At 68.2% G+C, this 18581-nt stretch carries 13 protein-coding genes; 2 read left to right on the forward strand and 11 right to left on the reverse strand.

Annotation, left to right across the window (positions count from 1 at the left end; genetic code table 11):
• Positions 1 to 214 precede the first annotated feature (214 nt).
• From CTZ28_RS23895 to CTZ28_RS23915, 4 genes are all read right to left on the reverse strand, one after another.
• Positions 215 to 1435, reverse strand: coding sequence for a metallophosphoesterase (locus CTZ28_RS23895; protein ID WP_121891735.1), 1221 nt, complete (start codon positions 1433 to 1435; stop codon positions 215 to 217).
• Between the two features lie 138 nt (positions 1436 to 1573).
• Entirely contained in the window at positions 1574 to 2491 is a 918-nt protein-coding gene (locus CTZ28_RS23900; protein WP_121891736.1) for an endo-beta-N-acetylglucosaminidase H, read from the reverse strand.
• A 269-nt stretch (positions 2492 to 2760) separates the two neighbouring features.
• Positions 2761 to 3276 (reverse strand): hypothetical protein, encoded by a 516-nt coding sequence (locus CTZ28_RS23905; RefSeq protein ID WP_147481191.1) that lies wholly within the window; start codon positions 3274 to 3276, stop codon positions 2761 to 2763.
• A gap of 133 nt (positions 3277 to 3409) precedes the next feature.
• Entirely contained in the window at positions 3410 to 4948 is a 1539-nt protein-coding gene (locus tag CTZ28_RS23915) for an acyltransferase family protein (protein WP_220795393.1), read from the reverse strand.
• A 241-nt stretch (positions 4949 to 5189) separates the two neighbouring features.
• On the opposite strand from CTZ28_RS23915, the gene CTZ28_RS23920 reads away from it, so the two are divergent.
• A complete protein-coding gene (locus tag CTZ28_RS23920; RefSeq protein WP_220795394.1) occupies positions 5190 to 8162 on the forward strand; it encodes an AMP-binding protein in 2973 nt (990 codons plus the stop codon).
• A 285-nt stretch (positions 8163 to 8447) separates the two neighbouring features.
• On the opposite strand, the gene CTZ28_RS23925 is transcribed toward CTZ28_RS23920, so the two are convergent.
• The 5 genes from CTZ28_RS23925 to CTZ28_RS23945 all read right to left on the reverse strand — a co-directional run bounded on the left by CTZ28_RS23925 (position 8448) and on the right by CTZ28_RS23945 (position 13476).
• A complete protein-coding gene (locus tag CTZ28_RS23925; protein ID WP_183154552.1) occupies positions 8448 to 9230 on the reverse strand; it encodes an SDR family NAD(P)-dependent oxidoreductase in 783 nt (260 codons plus the stop codon).
• A gap of 61 nt (positions 9231 to 9291) precedes the next feature.
• On the reverse strand, positions 9292 to 10368 hold the full coding sequence (locus CTZ28_RS23930) for a hypothetical protein (RefSeq protein WP_121891739.1): 1077 nt from the start codon (positions 10366 to 10368) through the stop codon (positions 9292 to 9294).
• 268 nt (positions 10369 to 10636) lie between these two features.
• Complete coding sequence (locus CTZ28_RS23935) at positions 10637 to 11131, reverse strand: VOC family protein (protein WP_121891740.1); 495 nt, start codon at positions 11129 to 11131, stop codon at positions 10637 to 10639.
• Positions 11132 to 11159: 28 nt separating this feature from the next.
• Positions 11160 to 11930, reverse strand: coding sequence for a GntR family transcriptional regulator (locus CTZ28_RS23940; protein ID WP_310887622.1), 771 nt, complete (start codon positions 11928 to 11930; stop codon positions 11160 to 11162).
• A gap of 412 nt (positions 11931 to 12342) precedes the next feature.
• Positions 12343 to 13476 (reverse strand): hypothetical protein, encoded by a 1134-nt coding sequence (locus CTZ28_RS23945; protein WP_220795395.1) that lies wholly within the window; start codon positions 13474 to 13476, stop codon positions 12343 to 12345.
• Between the two features lie 709 nt (positions 13477 to 14185).
• On the opposite strand from CTZ28_RS23945, the gene CTZ28_RS23950 reads away from it, so the two are divergent.
• Positions 14186 to 16249: a glycoside hydrolase family 2 protein gene (locus CTZ28_RS23950; RefSeq protein ID WP_147481193.1), complete on the forward strand. Its 2064-nt coding sequence runs from the start codon at positions 14186 to 14188 to the stop codon at positions 16247 to 16249.
• 165 nt (positions 16250 to 16414) lie between these two features.
• Here the strand turns inward: CTZ28_RS23950 and CTZ28_RS23955 are convergent, their stop codons facing one another.
• Together CTZ28_RS23955 and CTZ28_RS23960 are read right to left on the reverse strand one after the other, a co-directional pair.
• Positions 16415 to 17482: an alpha/beta hydrolase fold domain-containing protein gene (locus CTZ28_RS23955; protein ID WP_121891743.1), complete on the reverse strand. Its 1068-nt coding sequence runs from the start codon at positions 17480 to 17482 to the stop codon at positions 16415 to 16417.
• Positions 17479 to 18549: a hypothetical protein gene (locus tag CTZ28_RS23960; protein WP_121891744.1), complete on the reverse strand. Its 1071-nt coding sequence runs from the start codon at positions 18547 to 18549 to the stop codon at positions 17479 to 17481. Before CTZ28_RS23960 ends, CTZ28_RS23955 begins: the two co-directional genes overlap by 4 nt.
• Between the last annotated feature and the right edge of the window lie 32 nt (positions 18550 to 18581).

Raw genomic sequence — 18581 nt, forward strand, 5'->3', positions numbered from 1 at the left:
GCGGCTTATCGATGGGCCGGCGTGAACAGGCGTTGGAGTTCCCGGTGTTGCCTCCGCCTGTCGTAGGGGCGCGAGGGTGCGCGTGACCGCGGATGGCGCGTAGCGCCGGGACATGCCCGGGTCTTGTCCTCGGCGAGACGGGCCCGGTTATGTGCCGACGCCGCACCCCTCACCTCACGGACACCTCCGGGCGGATGTGTCGGCCCGCCCAGTGCTACGGCGAGGTGGGCAGGTGCGGGCTGCGGAGCACCAGCAGGGTGATCTCGCTGGGGGCGAAGACGCGGAACGGCGGGCCCCAGAAGCCGGTGCCGCGGCTGGTGTAGAGGAGGGTGCGGGGGCCGTGACGGCTGAGGCCGGCGAGGGCGGGCTGGTCGATGCGGACGAGGTGGTGGAAGGGCCAGATCTGGCCGCCGTGGGTGTGGCCGGAGAGCTGGAGGTCGATGCCGTCGGCTGCCGCCCGGTCGATGAACTTGGGCTGGTGTGCCAGGAGCAGGACGGGTAGGTCGGGGTCGGCGCCGTTCAGGGCTCCGGCGAGGTTGGCGCGGTGGCCTGCCAGGCCGGAGGACTCGGCGGTGACGTCATCCACGCCGGCGACCACGAGGGTGTCGCCTCCGCGTTCGAGCAGCACATGGCGGTTGCGCAGCGGCTCCCAGCCCAGCTCGTCCATCAGGTCGACCCAGCCCTGGGCCTCGCTGTAGTACTCGTGGTTGCCGGTGACGTACACACGGGCCCGGGTGGCCCGCACGGTACCGAGTGGGGCGGCCTGGGCGCGACGGCGTTCGGCCGTGCCGTCCGCGATGTCGCCGGTGTGGCAGACCACGTCGGCTTCCAGAGCGTTCACGCTCTCGCACACCCGTGCCGACCAGCGCGCGCGATCGAGTGGGCCGTAGTGGGTGTCGGTGATGAGGACGACACGGAGGCCGTCCAACCCGGCACCCAGCCGCGGGAGTTGCACGTCGAGTCGGCGCACGCGTGGCACGCGGCGGGCCTCGGCGTACCCCCAGGCGAGCAGTACGGCGGATACGCCGAGGACGGCCCACGTGACGATTCGGGCGCGGTCCTGACTCTCGCTGACGCCGGCCACGGTCAGGGCGAGCCGCAAGAGGACGCCCAGCAGAACGGACCAGGTGAACAGGACCCAGCTGGTGCCCAGCAGGGTGTCACCGACGATCGCCGCCCGGTCCTGCTGGCGCCGGCCGTGGCCGCGTGCCATCGCGAGCGGCATACATATGAGGCCGAGGGCGAACAGGGCGGTGCCGACCAGCGTGACGGGCAGCGGCCAGTGCTGGCCGGCGTACAGGAGCACCCAGCAGGGCACGGCCCACAGCAGGAAGGGGGCGATCAGCGGGATGTAGCGCACCAGGCGGTGCAGTCGGCTCCGCCGCGGCGCTTGCGCTTCACCCTCGGCGGGCCGGGTGTTGCTGGTGTCGGTCACGCTTCCCCTCTCCGGCCAGGCTGTCGTCTCGCGCACTGTATCCGGTCGTCCTCGGGCCGGTATTCAAGTGCCGGCGGACCGCCCGAGGGTGACCGCGCCGCTGACATCGTTGTCGACGGCGCGGTCCGTGCGGGGGCCTTACGGGGTGCGGACGGCGGCACTGCCGTACAGCTCCCTGGTGAACGCGGAGATGTCGGCGCTGCGATCGGCGCCGTCGAGGTTGTACGTCAGATAGACGCCGTATCCCTCGCTGACGGTGCGACGGGCGAGACTGGCGGCCGTGCTCTGTGAGGTCCGGCCGATCTCGACGGCCGCCGGTGACAGCTTCGACTTGGGCAGTGCGATGCCGGGGACCTGCCAGGTGCCGTAGTACGGGTTCCAGGCGTAGTCGAACTTGGTGGAGACGTCGACGCCGCCGTAGGACAGGCGGGAGGCGGCCGGGCCGATGTTGTAGAGGCTGATGATCTTGTCCGGCATGTTCGCGCGCAGTGCCGTCACCAGGTGCACGAACGAGCTGTCGTTGGGCTGGGTGGTGCCGTTGTTGCCGTACTCGGCGTATTCGTCGTCGAAGTCGATGCCGTCGAGACCGTACTTGTCCACGGCGTCCGACATCTGCTTCGCGAATGCCGAAGCCGCCTGCTGAGACGTGAAGTTGGCGAATCCCGCGCCCTGGTGGTTGCCGAGGACCGAGAGCACGACCTTGATGCCCTGCTGCTGCAACGGCCGTATCTGTGTGGCGGCGTTGTCGAGGACGCGCTGCACGTTCTCGTTGAAGTACAGATACGCCGCCTTCGTGCTCGTGTCGTAGTTGATGTTCGCCGCGAAGATCACGGCGACGTCGAAGACGTTGCCGCCACCGTCCGCAAGGGTGTACTGGCCGGCGTTGAGCATGCTGTTGCTGTTCACCTCGATGTAGACCACCGAGGTCGGCCCCTGCTTGGCGAGAGCGGGGGCCGCCACCGCGCCGGTCGTGGCAGTCGTGCCGAGGGCGAGGGCCGCGACGGCCGAGAGCGCGAGCGCGGCGGTCCGCACTCTGCTCCGTACCAGAGTGAACATCGTTGGTCGTCTCCCATCGTATGGCTGGCGCCCGACTTGTTCGGAAGCGCCGAGTGAGCTCTCCGAGTTTTCCGCCGCCGCGACCGAATACCGAGAAGCGTGGGCGAACTCTTCACGACTTCCCCACGCGGCTCATCGCCACTCCGGGTCGTCGCAACTCCGTGTCATTGCATACGAGTTGAGGCATGTGGATCGACGGTCGGTGGCCCCTTTGCCGAGGACGTCGCGCAGGACACCGTGGACACACGTCCGACGGCGCGTCGAGCGGTTCATTGCTCGTCGTCGAGGCCCTCGACGTCGACAGGCCGCGTTCCGTCGAACGTCACGAGGATTCCGTAAGGGTCCGCCAGTCGGAGCCTGCTCTCCGCGAAGCGGATGGCCCAGGTTCGGTCGGCCCATACGGTTGCGTCGGGAACGGCCAGCGGTAGCTCCGGAAGGTCCAGCCAGCTCAGTTCCTCGGGTGTGAGTCCGAAGTGCGATTCCCGGAGCCGGGTGCGGCAGTACTCCAGAGCTTGGTCGACGAGGACATCGAAACGGCTCACGACCTCGTGGGCGAAATGGAGGGTGGCCTCTTCCGGCGGGGCGGCCGGCTCGGTCACCAGACTCATCCCGGTCTCGACCGCGCCTGCCGGCTCCGGGAAGCAGCCGGTCCAACAGGCCAGCGAGGGAGGACTCTCCACCCTTCTCAACACAACCTTGCCGATACTCACGGTCGCGGGCAGTTCCGCGTCAACGTCAGGCTCTTCAGCGTCCGAGCCGTTCGGTGGTGCGCCGTTGTCGGACATCGGCTCAGCGTAGGGCAAGCCTGGCGCGATGCTGACCGACAGCCGAGGCACATGGCCATCAGCGTGGCCACTTGTGCTTGTCGCCGTTCAGGACGTCAGCAGGTCGACCGGTGTTCGTCGCGGCCGGACTCTGTCACTCGTGGCGCCTAGGGCCTCTCGTTTGGATCATGCCGGGCTCGCGGGCCCTGGCACCGCGCCTCGCGGCGTTGTCGTCGGTTGTCAGGGCTCCGCCCTGCCGCCCTCCTCCGCCTTGCGATCCACGGCACCAGACCCCGCTCCCTGATCCGGCCTGATCCAAACAAAAGACCCTAGCGGCGTCGGGCGCAGGGAGCGATGTCCGTACGCGGCGCGCCGCCCAGAATGCGACCAGCCCCGTCAGGTAGATCATCAGGGCCGTCAGGGGGACACCCGCGGGCCCCGCGTCCTGGAAGCCGCCGACGGTGAGCCGGATGATGCCGGCGCTGGTCGCGGCCGTGCCGACCAGCACCAGGACGACGGCGAGCCGCCTCGCAGCTCTGCCGGCGCCGAGGACCGCCCGGGCGGCGGAACGGGTGGCCGGCGACTCCCTGCGACGCGGACGTTCGAAACGTGCGAACACCGCTACGAGGACCCCGAGCACCAGTGCGCAGATCGCCACCCACACCGGCCGCCAGGCGAACCAGCTCGCCGATCCGATCTCCGGTCGGGGCATGATGCCGGTCGGGTAGAGCGCCAGCGCGGCCACGAGCACAGGGACCATGTGCCACAGGAACAGCGTCATGATCCCCCCGTTGACGGCGATCACCGCCATCCAGACCCGCTGTCGACGCAGCCAGGCGCGCAATGGCCCGGCGAGCAGCAGGGCCAGACCGGTCTGGGCCACGGACAGGGAGAGCAGCGCGACCGTCGGCGGCGAGGTGTTCTGCACCTCGGCCCCGGGCACGCCGACCATACTGACCGGATACGGCCCGATCGTCGTCAGCGCGACCAGCGCGGCCGACCCGCCGAGGAACAGCAGCCAGGGGCGGGCCGGAGGACGGGTCAGGGTGCCGTCGCGCCAGGCGAAGCCGAGTTGGGGAAGGATCAGCCAGACGACCAGGAAGTTGGCGGCACCGAGGTAGTCGATGCCCGTACTCAGCCGTAGGGCATCGAAGCCGGCCGCGGCCACCGTGAGGGCCGCCGGGACGGCCAGGCCCCAGCGTCGGTGGGCGTCCAGCATCGCGGGGGTCAGGGCGACGACCACCGGATAGACGGCGAGGAACCACAGCGAGATGGCCACCACCCAGGCGGCCAGCCGCACCAATCCCGGATCAACGCCTGCCAGCCGGGCAGTCGCGGCGACCGCAACCCCGACCACGATGAATACCGTCGTCGGCCGCAGCAGCCGGTCCGCACGCGACCCCAGCCAGTCGGCGTAACTGTCCCCGCGGCCACGGGCCGAGGTCCAGGATGCGGAGTTGGCGTAGCCGCCGACCAGGAAGAAGATCCCCATCACCTGGAACAGCCAGGTGAGCCAGTGCGTCCACGGCAGAACAGCGAGCACGTGCTCCCCGCCCAGCCGACCGTCCCGAAATGTGATCATCACGGCCAGCCAGTGACCGAGCACCACCATGACGATGGCGAACGCCCGCAGGAAGTCGACATAGCGGTCACGGCGCGCGGGGGTGGCGTCGGCGAGGTCCCGAACCCGCACCCGGTGCTCCTTCCTCGCGCGTCCTGTGAGCCCGCCCCCTCGGGCCTCTGCGCCGAACCTGAAGGACAGGTCGGACTGACTGTCCTCGAAAAGCGAATGTATCGTGATGTCTCGTCGCAATCCGGAAATGCGTCCTGGCGCACACCGTGAACGCGTGTCGGCGTTCTCAAGGGGCGAGAAGGCCGTGCGTATTCGGCTGTACCGAATGGTGCACGTTCCGATATGCGCAGAAACTGGGGCTGTGCGCGAGTACGAGAGCCCGTCCGCGATCCGGATTCCGCCGCAGGACCAGCTGGCCGACGCGGTGTTCCGAGGCGACCGGCCCGGGCTTGTCCTGTTCGACCGGCCGACGGGACGTGGCTGGGAGCACGTCACCGCCGCGCGGTTCGCGAGCGATGTGCACGCCCTCGCGGCGGGCTTCCTCGCTGCCGGGATCCAGCCCGGGGACCGGGTCGCTCTGCTGGGCGCGACCAGCTACGAGTGGACTCTGACCGACTACGCCCTGTGGACGATCGGTGCGGTGTCGGTGCCGATCTACGACACCTCCTCGGCCGAGCAGATCCGGTGGGTGCTGCAGGACTCCGAGGCCGTCGCGACGGTGGTCGAGACGTCGGATCACCGCCACCGGCTTGAGGACATCCAGGTGGACCTTCCCAGGCTGGAGCAGGTCTGGCAGATCGACGCCGGTGACCTCTCCCGGTTGCGGCAGGAGGGTGCCGAAGTACCCGACTCCCAGGTCGACGAGCGCCGCGGCGCGGTCCGCGCGGACGACATCGCCACCATCATCTATACCTCCGGCACCACCGGCCGGCCCAAGGGGTGCGTACTCACCCATGCCAACCTGCTCCATGACGCCCGAGCCGCGATCGCGGCACTACGGGAGATCTTCGGCCACGACGCCTCGACGGTGCTGTTCCTGCCGTTGGCGCACGTGTTCGCCCGGGTGATTCAGGTGGCCTGTGTCGAACACGGCGTTCGGCTGGCCCACACCGCCGACCTCGCCCGCCTGCCCGACCACCTGGCCGCGCTGCGGCCGACGTTCATCCTGGCGGTGCCCAGGGTGTTCGAGAAGATTCACGCCCGAGCGCGGCAGCGCGCCGCGGCGCGGCACCGCGGCGCCCTCTTCGAGCGCGCTGAGCGGGTCGCTGTCCGCTACAGCCAGGCAGGGGAACAAGGGACCCCCGGCCGGCGGCTCACCCTGGCCCACCGCCTGTTCGACAGACTGGTCTACCGCAAGCTGCGGGCGGCTCTCGGCGGGCGGGTCACCTACGCCATCAGCGGCGGCGCTCCGCTCGGCACCCGTCTCGGCCACTTCTACCGAGGCATCGGCGTGACCGTGCTCGAGGGCTACGGGCTGACCGAGACCAGCGCCGCCGCCACCGTCAACACGCCCTCCGCGGTCAAGATCGGTTCAGTCGGGCAGCCGTTGCCCGGCGTCACGGTCCGGATCGCCGACGACGGTGAGATCCTGCTCCGAGGCCCCGTGGTGTTCCCGGGCTACTGGCGAAACGAACCGGTCACGAAGGAGACGCTGAGCGCCGATGGCTGGCTGTACACCGGAGATGTCGGCACCCTGGACGACGACGGATTCCTGACCGTCTCGGGCCGCAAGAAGGAGATCATCGTCACTGTCGGCGGGAAGAACGTCCTCCCCGCGGAGCTGGAGGACCGGCTGCGCACCCACCCTCTGATCAGCCAGGTGGTGGCCGTCGGCGATCAGCGCCCGTTCATCGCTGGCCTGATCACTCTCGACGAGGAGGGGCTGGCGGCCTGGAAGAGGAACGCCGGCAAGCCGGCGGCCGCCACCCCCGCGCAGCTCCGCGACGACCCCGACCTGCTTGCCCGGCTGCAGACGGCGATCGACGAGGTCAATGCGACCGTCAGCCGGGCCGAGCGGATGCGCAGGTTCAGCGTCCTGCCCGGCGACCTCACCGAGGCTCACGGCTATCTCACGCCGACCCTGAAAGTACGGCGCAGTCGGGTGCTGCGGGACTTCGCGGCGGATGTCGACGCGCTGTACCGGACGTGCCCCCCCCGCCGGCGCCGGTGGTCTCGTGCCCCCGGGACCCCTGGGGCGTTGGACCGGTTGGTGAGCGCCACACCGGAGACCCGGGACCGTGTCGTCGACGCCGCCCGAGCGCTCAGCATCGTGGTCGTCACCCTGTGGCACTGGACGCTGCCGGTCACCCATCGCACCGCTGCCGGCGACCTCGCCATGCCCAACCCGATCGATGCTGTTCCCGGCGGGTGGCTGGCCACCTGGGTACTGCAGATCATGCCGGTGTTCTTTCTGGTCGGCGGCTACGCGAACTGGGCCGGCTGGCAACGCACACAGGCGAACAAGGATCCCGCCGGACGGTTCGTCGCCGACCGGCTCCGCAGGCTGTCGGTGCCCACCGCCGTATGGGTGGGGGTGTGGCTGGCCGGCGAGCTGATCGCCGCGACCCTGCCAGGACCCCACCGCTGGATGTGGCAGTGGTTCCCCGGTTACCTGACGCCCTTGTGGTTCCTCGCGGTGTACAGCCTGTTGATCGTCACCGTGCCGGTGACCGCGACCCTGCATGCCCGCCATGGCGCCGGCACCCTCGCCGTGCTCGCAGGGCTGATCGCCGCGGGCAGCGTGCTCGGCCGCGGCGTCGGGCTGGCCTGGGCCGCATGGGCGACCCTCGCGCTGGTGTGGCTGTTCTGCCACCAGCTCGGCTACGCCTGGCGCACCTGGCAGCTCGGCCGACGGCCGTCGGCCCAGCGGCTGGCGGTCACCGGGGCCGGCCTGCTGACCCTGGTCGTGCTGACGGTGTTCGCCGGTTACCCCCGTTCAATGGTCGGGACGGTCGGCGACGCCGAGTCGAACATCTTCCCCACCAACGCGGCCATCGCGGTGCTCGCCGTCTTCCAGCTCGGGCTGCTGGCGCTGATCACGCCGACCGCGGCGCGCCTCCTGCACCGCCCCCGTGTGTGGAAGCCTGTGGTGGCACTGAACGTGGTGGCGATCACGGTGTTCCTGTGGCACATGACCGCCTACCTCATCGCGTTGTGGATCTACGAACGTCTGGGCCATACGCTCCTGGCCGAGCCGACCGCCCATTGGTGGGCGCAACGCTGGTTCTGGCTGCTGGTCCCCATGGTCGTCCTCCTCGTATTGGTCGCGGTGTTCGCCCGGGTCGAGATCATGGTCCGCCGGCCCCGCCGAAGAGGCGCCACGGTCGGTGAATGACGATCACCGTTGACGCCTACCTCACCGACGGCCTGTCGCTGCGAACGCCACCCATGTCAACGCCACGGCGGCCCGCCTCCAGGAGGGCCTGAAGGCGAAACCCGAGGTCGGGGATGTCGATCAACTCCTTGAGGCCGTCGGCCGACACGCGGCGTGAATGCCCGACGGCCTTCCCCGACCGGCCGACTCCGCCGTCACCGACGCACCGCTGCCCAAGCCCGGGCCCGGGGAAGTGCGACACCCTGTTCGGCGCGGCCGTGGGCGAGGTGGCCGCCAGGTGCACTCCTATGTGGACTCAAGGACGGACTGCGCACCCGTGACCTCCAGGGCGTATCGTCCGGCTGTCCAACCCCCGTCGACGGTGATCTCCGTCCCGGTGATGTAGGACGCGCGATCCGAGGCGGCGAACGCGATGGCGTCCGCGACCTCGGAGGCTTGGCCGATGCGTCCGAGGGCGAGGACGCGGTGGAAGGGGTCGTCCGCCGTGTCCGGGCCGCTCATGGGTGTGGCGATCGTGCCGGGGCGGATGACGCACACGCGGACGCCCTTCGGACCCAGTTCCATCGCGGCGGCCTTCGTCAAGGCAGCGATGCCGCCCTTGGTCGCGGCGTAAACGCCGAGTGTTTCCACCGGTGTCGTCGCCACGACCGAGCCGACGTTGACGATGACCCCGCCACCGGTGGCGGTCATCTCGCGTCCTGCCGTGCGAATACCGAGAAACGGTCCGCGGAAGTTCACGCTGATGAGACGGTCGAACTGTTCATCGGTTGTGTCGACGACCGAAGCCGTCTCCATCACACCGGCGTTGTTGACCAGGACGTCCACCGGGCCGAAGGCGCCGCGCGCGGCTGCGAAGGCGCCCTTCCACTGCGGTTCCTTCGACACGTCGAGGCTCACCGCGATCGCCGCATCGCCGATCTCCGAGGCGACTGTGGCGGCCTCCTCGAAGAGCACGTCGGCGCAGACGACCATTGCGCCCAGCTCGGCCATCCGGCGCGCAGTGGCTGCACCGATGCCTCTTGCCGCACCGGTGATGAGTGCGACCCTGCCTTCCAGCTCACCGTCCACGACTATCGCTCTCTTTCCCTGATCTGCTTCTCGAAGGCCGCCCGGTGGGCCGTCGGCGTGGTCACCGGTCCGATGTATCGGCTGCGGCATGACGCCGGTAGAACTCGGCGACACGGTGGAACGCCTCCTTGGGCTCCCAGGGCGGCATCGCCGTCGACCTCGGGTCTTCGTGCCCGAAGGTCTTGACGAGCGAGAAGCAAGCCATGTCGAGGTCCTTGGCTCCCTCGCCCGTCCGCATGGCGGGAAAGGAGAAGACAAAGACGAAAACGGCGAGCACGTCAGCGTCGGAGAGGATCTCGAGTTGCTCTCCGACATAGTCGGCCTGTTCCCGCTCGCTTCGGTTCGGGACGACGCCGTCCTGCCAAATGCCAGTGCCGTCGGGGTTCGTGCCCTGCAGCACCATGAAGCCGCCGTCGCCGAGGGCGGCCGCCCCCTCGTAGGCACAGCATCCGACCTCCATCACGGCGAGTGGCTTGCCGTGGCGGTGCGTCTCCAGGCCGGCGCGGTACTCCTCTTCGCTCTCGCCGCGGCGGTAGTGGTCGATGCCGACGACATCGAAGATGCTCCAGTCGACGTCCTCCCACATCCCCGCGGAGTACGTCAGAGGCCCGTTGAAGGTTTCACGGACCGTCTGTGCAAAGGACCTGAGCGCCTTGTTGAGTGTCGCTGCCTTCTCGGGCAGGGGGTCGGGAAGGTCCGACGGCTGACTGGACAGGCGCATGCCGCCCAGCTGGGTGCCGAGCCACATCCCTCGCTCGGCGTACGACGCCCCGGGGTAGATCCCCTCGCTGAAGATGGTGTACTCGCAGCCGGTGACGAAGACGATGTCGACGCCCTCGCTTCTGAGCTGCTCGGCGGCCGCTGCGGCCTCGGCCAGGTAGCTCCGCGTCTCATCGCTGTCGGCGTTCATCTTCCACGGGTTGAAGAAGACGGTGAGGCCGTTCGCATGGGCGGCACGCGAGGCCGTGAGGAGTCGCGCTATCTCTTCTCCCTCGATGCGCACGGCGTTGGCGTGCAGTCCGTCGGCGATCACACGCATGTCGTGATCCACCAGCGCAGGGTCGAAAGGATCGACCGAGAACGCTTCATCCTTCGTGAACTTCAATCCGACGTCGTAGACGACTCCGCGATACTTCATGACTCACTCCTTCACTCAACGGGAACCGGACCGGGCTACGCCCTGAAGAGCCTGAACCGGCTTCGCACTCGGGGGCGTTGCGTCAGAGCGGGACGTTGTGCCTCGTCAGGTCGGACATCTCCGGGAGACCCTTTCCATCCACGCGCGCGGGCCTGGCCGGTATGTGGCGCAGTGTGCCGAGTCCGGCCGCGAAAATGTGGTTGGGCTAGGGCGTGAGCCGGCCCGGTACCTCTTACGCCCGCCACCGGCGCTTGGTCCAGGAACTCCGTCACGCCTCACCCCGCAGAGCGGCGGCTCGCTCGGCTCCGTATTCCATGAGTTCGAGGGTGTGTCCGTCCGGATCGTGCAGGTAGCAGGCACGACCGCCGCGGTTGATACCGGCTGTCACCGTCACAGGCGGGTTCCGCAAAGCCGCACCGGATGAGATGACACGCGCGCAGACGGCCTCGATGTCGTCGACGACGAAGGCGAGGTGACTGGCGCCGACATCGTTGGGGGGTGATGCGATGTGGCCGCCTGGCTCGCGGATGTATTCGATGAGTTCGACAGTGTGGCTGGAGGGCCAGACGGGCCCTTGTCCAGGCAGCGCCAGTTGGGCCACACGCAGTGCCGCGCCAGGCACACCTACCAATGTGCGGGTGTAGTCGTTGTCGCCCGTCTGCCGGTGCACTTCCTTCAGGCCGAGCACGCGGCAGTACCAATCGACCGCCCGGTCCAGGTCGGAAACCGTGAGACCGACATGCAACATGCCGAGCACTGCCATCGCTTACCGCTCCATGAGACGTAGGGGTTCAGACGAAGACCGACGTGCGGCCGTCGGTCTGGAGGTGCGGAAGCCGGAAGCGCCCCCGGCCCGATTCGATCGCAGCGGTCAACTGGTCCCCGCGGTGGGTCACATGAGCCACCACGGCGCTCGCGGCCCGCTCCCCGTCGCGCGTGCGGAGGATGTTCAGCAGCAGCCGACGATCGCGGTACGAGTCCGCGATCTCGCGCTCATTGGGGTATGTGCCGGCCAACTGCACCTGATTGAGCAACGCCCAGGTCTTGAGCCACACGTGTACCAGGAAGGCGTGCAATTGTGGCATCTGCGCCGCCTCTGCGACGATCTCGTGAAAGCGAAAGTCGGGCGCGGCGTCGTACTCCCCGGGGTCCGGTGCGCCGAGCCGCAGCCGGCTCTCCAGATCGGTCTGCACCTGCTCCAGGTCGGCGAGCTGCTGATCCGTGATCAGAGCACACGCCGCGCGGAAACTCACCGCCTCAAGCGCCGCACGGATCGTGTAGAGCTCCGTGATGTGGCGCTGCTCGAACACCACAACGGCCCGAGCACCATTCCCCGCCGCCTCTTCGATGAGGCCATCGGCCTCAAGCTGTCGCATGGCTTCCCGGGTCGGCTGCCGGCTGACCCCGAGCCGCTCGGCCAGCTCGGTCTCCGACAGCGGCACTCCCGGCTCCAGTTCACCGTTGAAGATCCACTCGTACAGTCGGCGCAACACCCAGTCCCGTGTCGCGCGCCGGTCGCGCGGCGCTGAGGAACTGGTACCAACCTGCCGGAGCAGGTTCACTGCGACTGACATCATGCTCCTGTGGATAAGTCTGGATCCGGGATCCGGATGTTCGGGTAAGCGTGTATATGTTTCCGGCGGAAGTCAAGGGTCCGCACGCGCATTGCGCATCCGTCTCGCGAGGGGGAGGGCGATCGGACGCGGTGCCGACTCGGAATCCTTCACGAGGCGCCGGCTCGGCGTCGCAGACAGGGGCCGTGGCGTACGAGGCGAGCCGGGCCGTTGCATACGATTGCCTCGGCGGTCGGCCGGTCGGACAGGTTCTCCGCGTGCTGCGGCGCCGACACCATCAGCCGGGAGGGCCGGCGACAGGACCCGCCGCCCGGCGGACGGGTGCCCGTCGGCGAAGTCCTGACGGCGAGATCACCCGCCCCGACCCCGAACTCCCGAAAGTGAGACAGGGTCGCCAGCTTTACAGGCCTCCGCCGGCGAACCCGGCGAAGATCTCGGATACGCGCCAGAATCCCTCCGTCCGCTTCCACGGCGGCATCTGCCGGGACCGCGGGTCCTCGGTGGGGAAGGTGCTCACGATCGCGAAGGAGGCCATGTCCAGGTCCTTCGCTCCTTCGCCGGTCGGCAAGGCCGGCTTCGAGAACTCGAACACAAAGAGAGCGTCGACTCCAGCGGCCGTCATCAGGCCGGCCTGTGTGTCGATGTAATCGGCCTGCTCTGTTTCACTGCGCGTCGGGACAACGCCGCCTTCCCAGATGCCCGTGCCGTCTGGGTTGGCGCCCTGCAGGACAGCGAATCCGCCCCCGCCGAGCGCGCCGGCACCTTCGTACTTGCACGCACCGAATTCCGTGGCGGCGACCGGCTTACCGCGCACGTGATGACGCTCGAAGATCTCGATGTACTCTTCTTCGGTCTGGCGGTCACGATAGGCGTCGAGTCCGACAACGTCGAAGGCGCTCCAGTCGACGTCCTCCCAAAGCCCAGATGCGTACGTCACGAGGCCGCCGAAGTGCGCCCGGACGGTCTCGACGTAGCAGCGCAGCGTCTCGTTCAGGAGCTCGGCCTTCTCCGCCAGGAGCTTCAACGCCTCGGGTGACCCGGGCGGGGTGTGCGCGAGTCGCAACTGCTCCGCGAGCCATGTCCCCCGCTCCATGTACGAAGAACCGGGGTAGATGCCGTCGGTGAAGATCGTGAGCTCGCACCCGATGACGAAGACGATGTCCACGCCCTCGAGCCGTAGTCCCTCGGCGACTTGCGCCGCCTGCGCGACGTACTGCCTGGTCCTATTGATGCTCGCATTCATCTTCCACGGGCTGAAGTAGACGGTCAGCCCGGCCGCGTGGGCCAGTCTCGTTGTGACCGAGAGTCGATCGATCACCTCACCCTCGATACGGACCGCGTTGGCATGGAGCTCGTTCGCGATCGTGTTGATGTCGTACTCGGCGATCGCCGCGTCGAAGGGGTCGACGGACAGGCTCTCCGGGCTGAATCTCAGGCCGACGTCGTAGACGACGCCGTAGTGCCTTGGGACTCGCGGAGTCGGCGGGGACGCGTCGGCATCACCACGCTCCTCGGCGTCGAAGGAGCCGGGCACGGTGCGTGTAAGGGCAAGGCCTCCGACGGCCGAGTACCGCAGGAGGTCCCGTCGATCAATCTGGTGTGAAGTCATCATTGTCTCCGCTTCTGACTGCGCGGGCGATGCGCGGAGTCCTGAAGCCGCGCGACCAGCCGCCGGCGCCAGCATTCCAAGCCGACGTGGATAGCGCAAGATGATGCAATGTTATTTCAAATAATGGCATCTACTTCGGCAGAACTCGTCCGAGGGGGTCGGAGCGGCGGCCAGGCAACCGCCATGACCATGTCGCGGCGACGTACCGGGGGGCGCGCCCCGGTGGCTCAGGCGACGGGTACGTGTGCGTCGAGACATCCCAGGCGTCACGATCGATACTCGGCACGGCGTGATCCCGGGGGCTTCAGAACCGTAATCGCGGCACGGACAGCCACGTCGTTCGGCCTTGCCGCTCCCGAAGTTCGGGTCGGGACCCCCGACGTGCCGATGTCGGCATCGCCCATGAGCGGGCCCCTCGCGCGCGGCGGCCCGCCTGAGTTACGGATCGTACAGAGGACAAAACGGAAAGAGCGACAGGGAGGCACACGTGAGCGAGCTTCGACGAGTCGTATCGCTCGATGGCTTGTGGGACGTCGCTGAGGGCAGTTTCAAAGACCGGCCCGAGGGATTCTCGAGTACAGTCCCTGTTCCGGGAGTGCTCGACCTGGCAACCCCCGCCTTCGATGAGGTGGGTGTGCAGAGTGAGCGTCGCGAGGCGTTCTGGTACCGCAGGACGTTCACCGTGGACGGTGATGTGCCGGAGGTCGCCGTCCTGCGCATCGGCAAGGCCATGCACGGGTCCAAGGTGTTCCTCAACGGACGCGAGATCGGGGAGCACCAGCCGAACTTCACGGCGGGTCACTTCGATCTCGCCGGCCATGTTCGTGCCGAGGGGGCTCCGAACGAACTGGTCGTCCGCGTCGGAGCGTGGCGCGACGCGACGCCCCCGTCCGTCGCCAACGGATTCGACTTGGAGCGCTACCGGTCGATCCCCGGCATCTACGACTCAGTCGAGCTGACCCTCACGGCCTATCCGTACATCCAGCTTGTACGGACCAGGCCGAACTTGGCCGAAGGCGGTGTGACGGTGTTCGCCACGATCGCCAACGGTGCCGATCCGGTGACGACGGCCGTCGAGTGCGCGGTGACCGAGGCGGAATCGGGCCGCGGCCGAGGACACGGTGCCATCAAGCTGCTTGAACTGCGCCCCTTCGAGGTCCGCGAAGTCGAGGTGACGGTGGGCATCGACGACGTCCGGCTGTGGTCACCGGACAATCCGTTCCTCTACCGGCTCGTCGTGCGCACGAGCGGCGACGAGACGAGCGTACGGTTCGGCATGCGCTCGTTCACGTTCGACCGGGACCTCGGCAAGGCGATACTCAACGGCGAGCCGTACCCCTTGCGCGGTAGCAACAGCGCCTTCTTCCGCTTCCTCGAGGATCCCACTCGATCGGATCACCCGTGGCGGGAGGAGTGGGTGCGCAAGCTTCACCGCCAGTTCAAGGCCATGCACTGGAACATGATTCGCTACTCGATCGGTTTCCCACCCGAGCTGTGGTACAAGATCGCCGACGAGGAAGGACTGCTCATCCTCGACGAGTTCCCCTTGTTCTACCCGTTGCCCGAGTCGGCCGTGACTCCGCAGCAGGACGCGCCCGCGCTCGACACACCCGAACTCATGGCGGAGCTCAACGCCAGTTCCCCGGAATGGGCCTCGGCCATCGCGACCGGAACCCCGTGGCCGAAGGAGCTGACCGCCGAGCGACTTGAGGTGGAGTACCGGGAGTGGGTGGAGGAACGGGCCAACCACGCCTGCGTGGTGGCCTGGAGCGCGCAGTGCGAGTGCGCCACGGACGCGACCGGCAAGGCGGTTACCGCGGTCCGCGACCGCGACCCGCAGCAGCGCCCCTGGGGCAACGGGTGGGGCGGTGTACTCAAGCCTGATGACTACTTCGACGCGCACTGGTACCCGGAGCCCTCCTGGCACATGCGAGGGGCTCCGCTCGGCACCGCGGGACTTGCCATGACGTTCAAGACCCCGCTCGGGTTCTCGCACAACGACATGACGGCACTCGCGGACCCCAGGTCGGTGATGTCGGTCAACGACCACCCCAACACCGAGGGGCACGCGATCCTCACGGCGGAGTACGGCTGGAGCTGGCTCAACAGGGACGGATCGCCCACTATTCTCTCGGCGCCGATCTACCGCCGCCTCACTGACGCCGGGTGGCCGACGAAGACAGCCGAAGACCGCCGTTACACCCGCGCCCGCATCCTCGCCGCGCAGACAGAGTTCCTGCGGGCCAACCGGACCGTCGCCGGGGTCATGCACTTCTGCGGTCTGGCCTCCTCCCACCCGCGCGCGTTCACCTCGGACAACTTCGTCGATCTCGAATCGCTGGAGTTCGAGCCGAACTATGCGCGCTACGTGCGCGACGCGTTCAGCCCGCTGGGGGTGATGGTCGACTTCGCGAACACCGAAGTGCCGGCCGGCAGCACTCAGGAGGTGCCGGTCACCGTCATCAACGACACAGCCGAAGTGTGGCGGGGCCGGGTGCACGCCCGGCTCCTGCGCGGAGACCGGACCGTGTGGACGTCGACCAAGGCTGTGCGGCTCGGGGCCGTCGGCCAGGACCGCGTCTACTTCTACGTGGCCATCCCGAGGACCGAAGAGACGTACCAGATCGAGGCCGAGCTGACGGACGAGTCAGGTCGCGTGGTTCGCAGCCTGCGGGACTTCCGCACCCGCGCAGAGTGACGGGAGCCAGCGTGTCCGAGCCGATGGCCTTCGACGCGCCCGCAGACTCACCCTGCTGGACGTCTCGCCCCGAGACGGACGCGAATACCCGACCGCCGCCGAAGGCCGTGGCGACTTCCTTCACCGTCGAGCTCACGCCCGCTCGTTGTGGCTGGATCCAGGGTGTCAGCGAGCCGTCGAGAAGCTCGGGCGGAGGGCGCGTTCGAGATAGTCGGTCCGCACCCCCAGCGCCTGCTTCGCGATGCTGCTCTGCGGGTTGACGAGTTCGAAAGCGTGCAGACCACCGGCCCAGACATGGACCTCGGTCGGCACGCCCGACTCGCCGAGCCGCGCGGCGTAGTCGAGCGTCTCGTCCCGGAATACGTCGGCCGACCCGACCTCCAGGTAGGACGCCGGCAGGCCCGCCAGCTCGGTAGCACGGCCCGCGGCGGCGTATGCGCTCACGTCCGGCCCACCTGCCGCTTCACCCAGAATCGCCCGCCAGCCCGTCCGGTTGGACCGCCGATCCCAGAGCACCCCCTCGAACCGACTCGAGACATGGCGCTCACGATCGTCGAGCATGGGGTAGATGAGCAGCTGGTGGCGCGCGGCCGGCCCACCGTGATCGCGGCTGTAGAGCGCGGTCGCGGCTGCTACCCCACCTCCACCACTCTTGCCGTAGAGCACCAGGCGGTCGAGATCGAGACCGAGTTCGACGGCGCGCTCAGCCATCCATGTCAGTCCGGCGTAGCTGTCCTCGACCTGAGCAGGATGCGGGTGCTCCGGGCCTGCCCGACCGGAGACGATGAACATGGCAACCTTGAGGCGTTCCACCCAGTCCAACTCAGTGCCGCTCATCCCGACCGCGACCGACTGGATGACCTTGCCGCCGTTCGCCGTGGCGAATATCACCGGCAGCGGCCCGTCGGTGCCCGCCGGCCGAAGCAGCACCGCGGGGGCGGTGCCGGCTGCGACGGGGACGTCGAACTCGACGGCCTCGATCCTTCCGCCCCGACGCATGTCGTCGATCGACGGCAGTGTCGCGAGGTACGAGGTACGCAGCTCACGGATGGCCTCGAACTCCGCGCCCGTGGTCACCGGCGTGGCGACCGGGCGTTCGGCCTCCGCCTGCCGGATCGCGAAGCGCAAGTCAGGATCGATCCACGGCAGCCCCGAACCAGTATCGGGAGTCCGAGGCCGGGCATGCACATCGCGCGGTGACGGCATCAGCCCTGCCGCATCCTGATCCGTCATTTCGCCGTCTCGCGCAGCTCGCGGAATAGCTTCGCCGCGCGGTGGTAGACCTTCTTCGGCTCCCACGGCGGCGTCTGCCGCCACCTGGCGTCGCCGTGCGGCGGGAACTTCACCATGCCGTACGAACCGAGGTCGGCGTCACGTGCGCCCTCGTCGTGCACGTAGCCGGGGGCGTTGTACTGGAAAATGAACGCGGCCTCGACGCCCTGGTCCTGGAAGAACCGGAGCTGGCGCTCGGCATAGTCCGCCTGCTCGGTCTCCGACCGCACCGGCACGTCGTCGTTCTGCCACTTGACGGACCCGTCGGGAAACTTCTCCTGGAGCAGGCGCCAGCCGCGTGCTCCACGATCGGCGGCGCCGGCATACGTGCAGCAGCCGAACTCCGGGATCGCGATCGGCTTGCCGAAGGTGCGGAAGTACTCGAATCCGGCCGCGTACTCCTCGTCGCTCTGGGTCTCGCGGTAGTAGTTCGGACCGGCGTAGTCGAACAGCGTCCAGTCCACATCTTCGAAGATGGCGGCCGAGTAGGTCACAGGCCCTGAAAAGTGCCCCCGCACGGTGTCCCGGAACGACTTGAGGTACTGATTGAGGATCTCCGCCTTCTGCGGGAGCGGATCGGGTAGACCCGCCGGAACGTTCGGCCAGTCGATCGCCCCGAAGTGCTGCTTCACCCACGCGCTGCGCTCGAAGATGTTGTTCCCCGGGTACACGCCGTCGGAGAAGATGCTGTACTCGCACGACACGATGAAAACGACGTCACCGCCGTCCCGTACCAGACGTTCCGCGATCTTCGCCGCCTCGACCAGGTATTCCGTCGTGGCATCGAAGCCGACGTTCATCTTCCACGGCGAGAACCAGATCGCGAGTCCCGCGTCGAGCGCGGCGCGACTGGCGATCTCGAGTCGCGCCAGGTCTTCGCCCTCGATCCGCACCGCGTTCGCCTGCAGGTCGTCCGCGATGACGTTCATGTCGTAGCGCACGAGGTCGGGGTCGAACGGCTCGACCGACGAGCCGCCTTCACCGAACACCCGGTAGCCGATGTCGTAGACGACGCCGAAGTACTTCATGTTGCCGATGTTCCTCTCTGTGTTCGCGCCGA

This window comes from Streptomyces shenzhenensis (genome assembly GCF_003688995.1).
GTDB classification, from domain to species: Bacteria; Actinomycetota; Actinomycetes; order Streptomycetales; family Streptomycetaceae; genus Streptomyces; species Streptomyces shenzhenensis_A.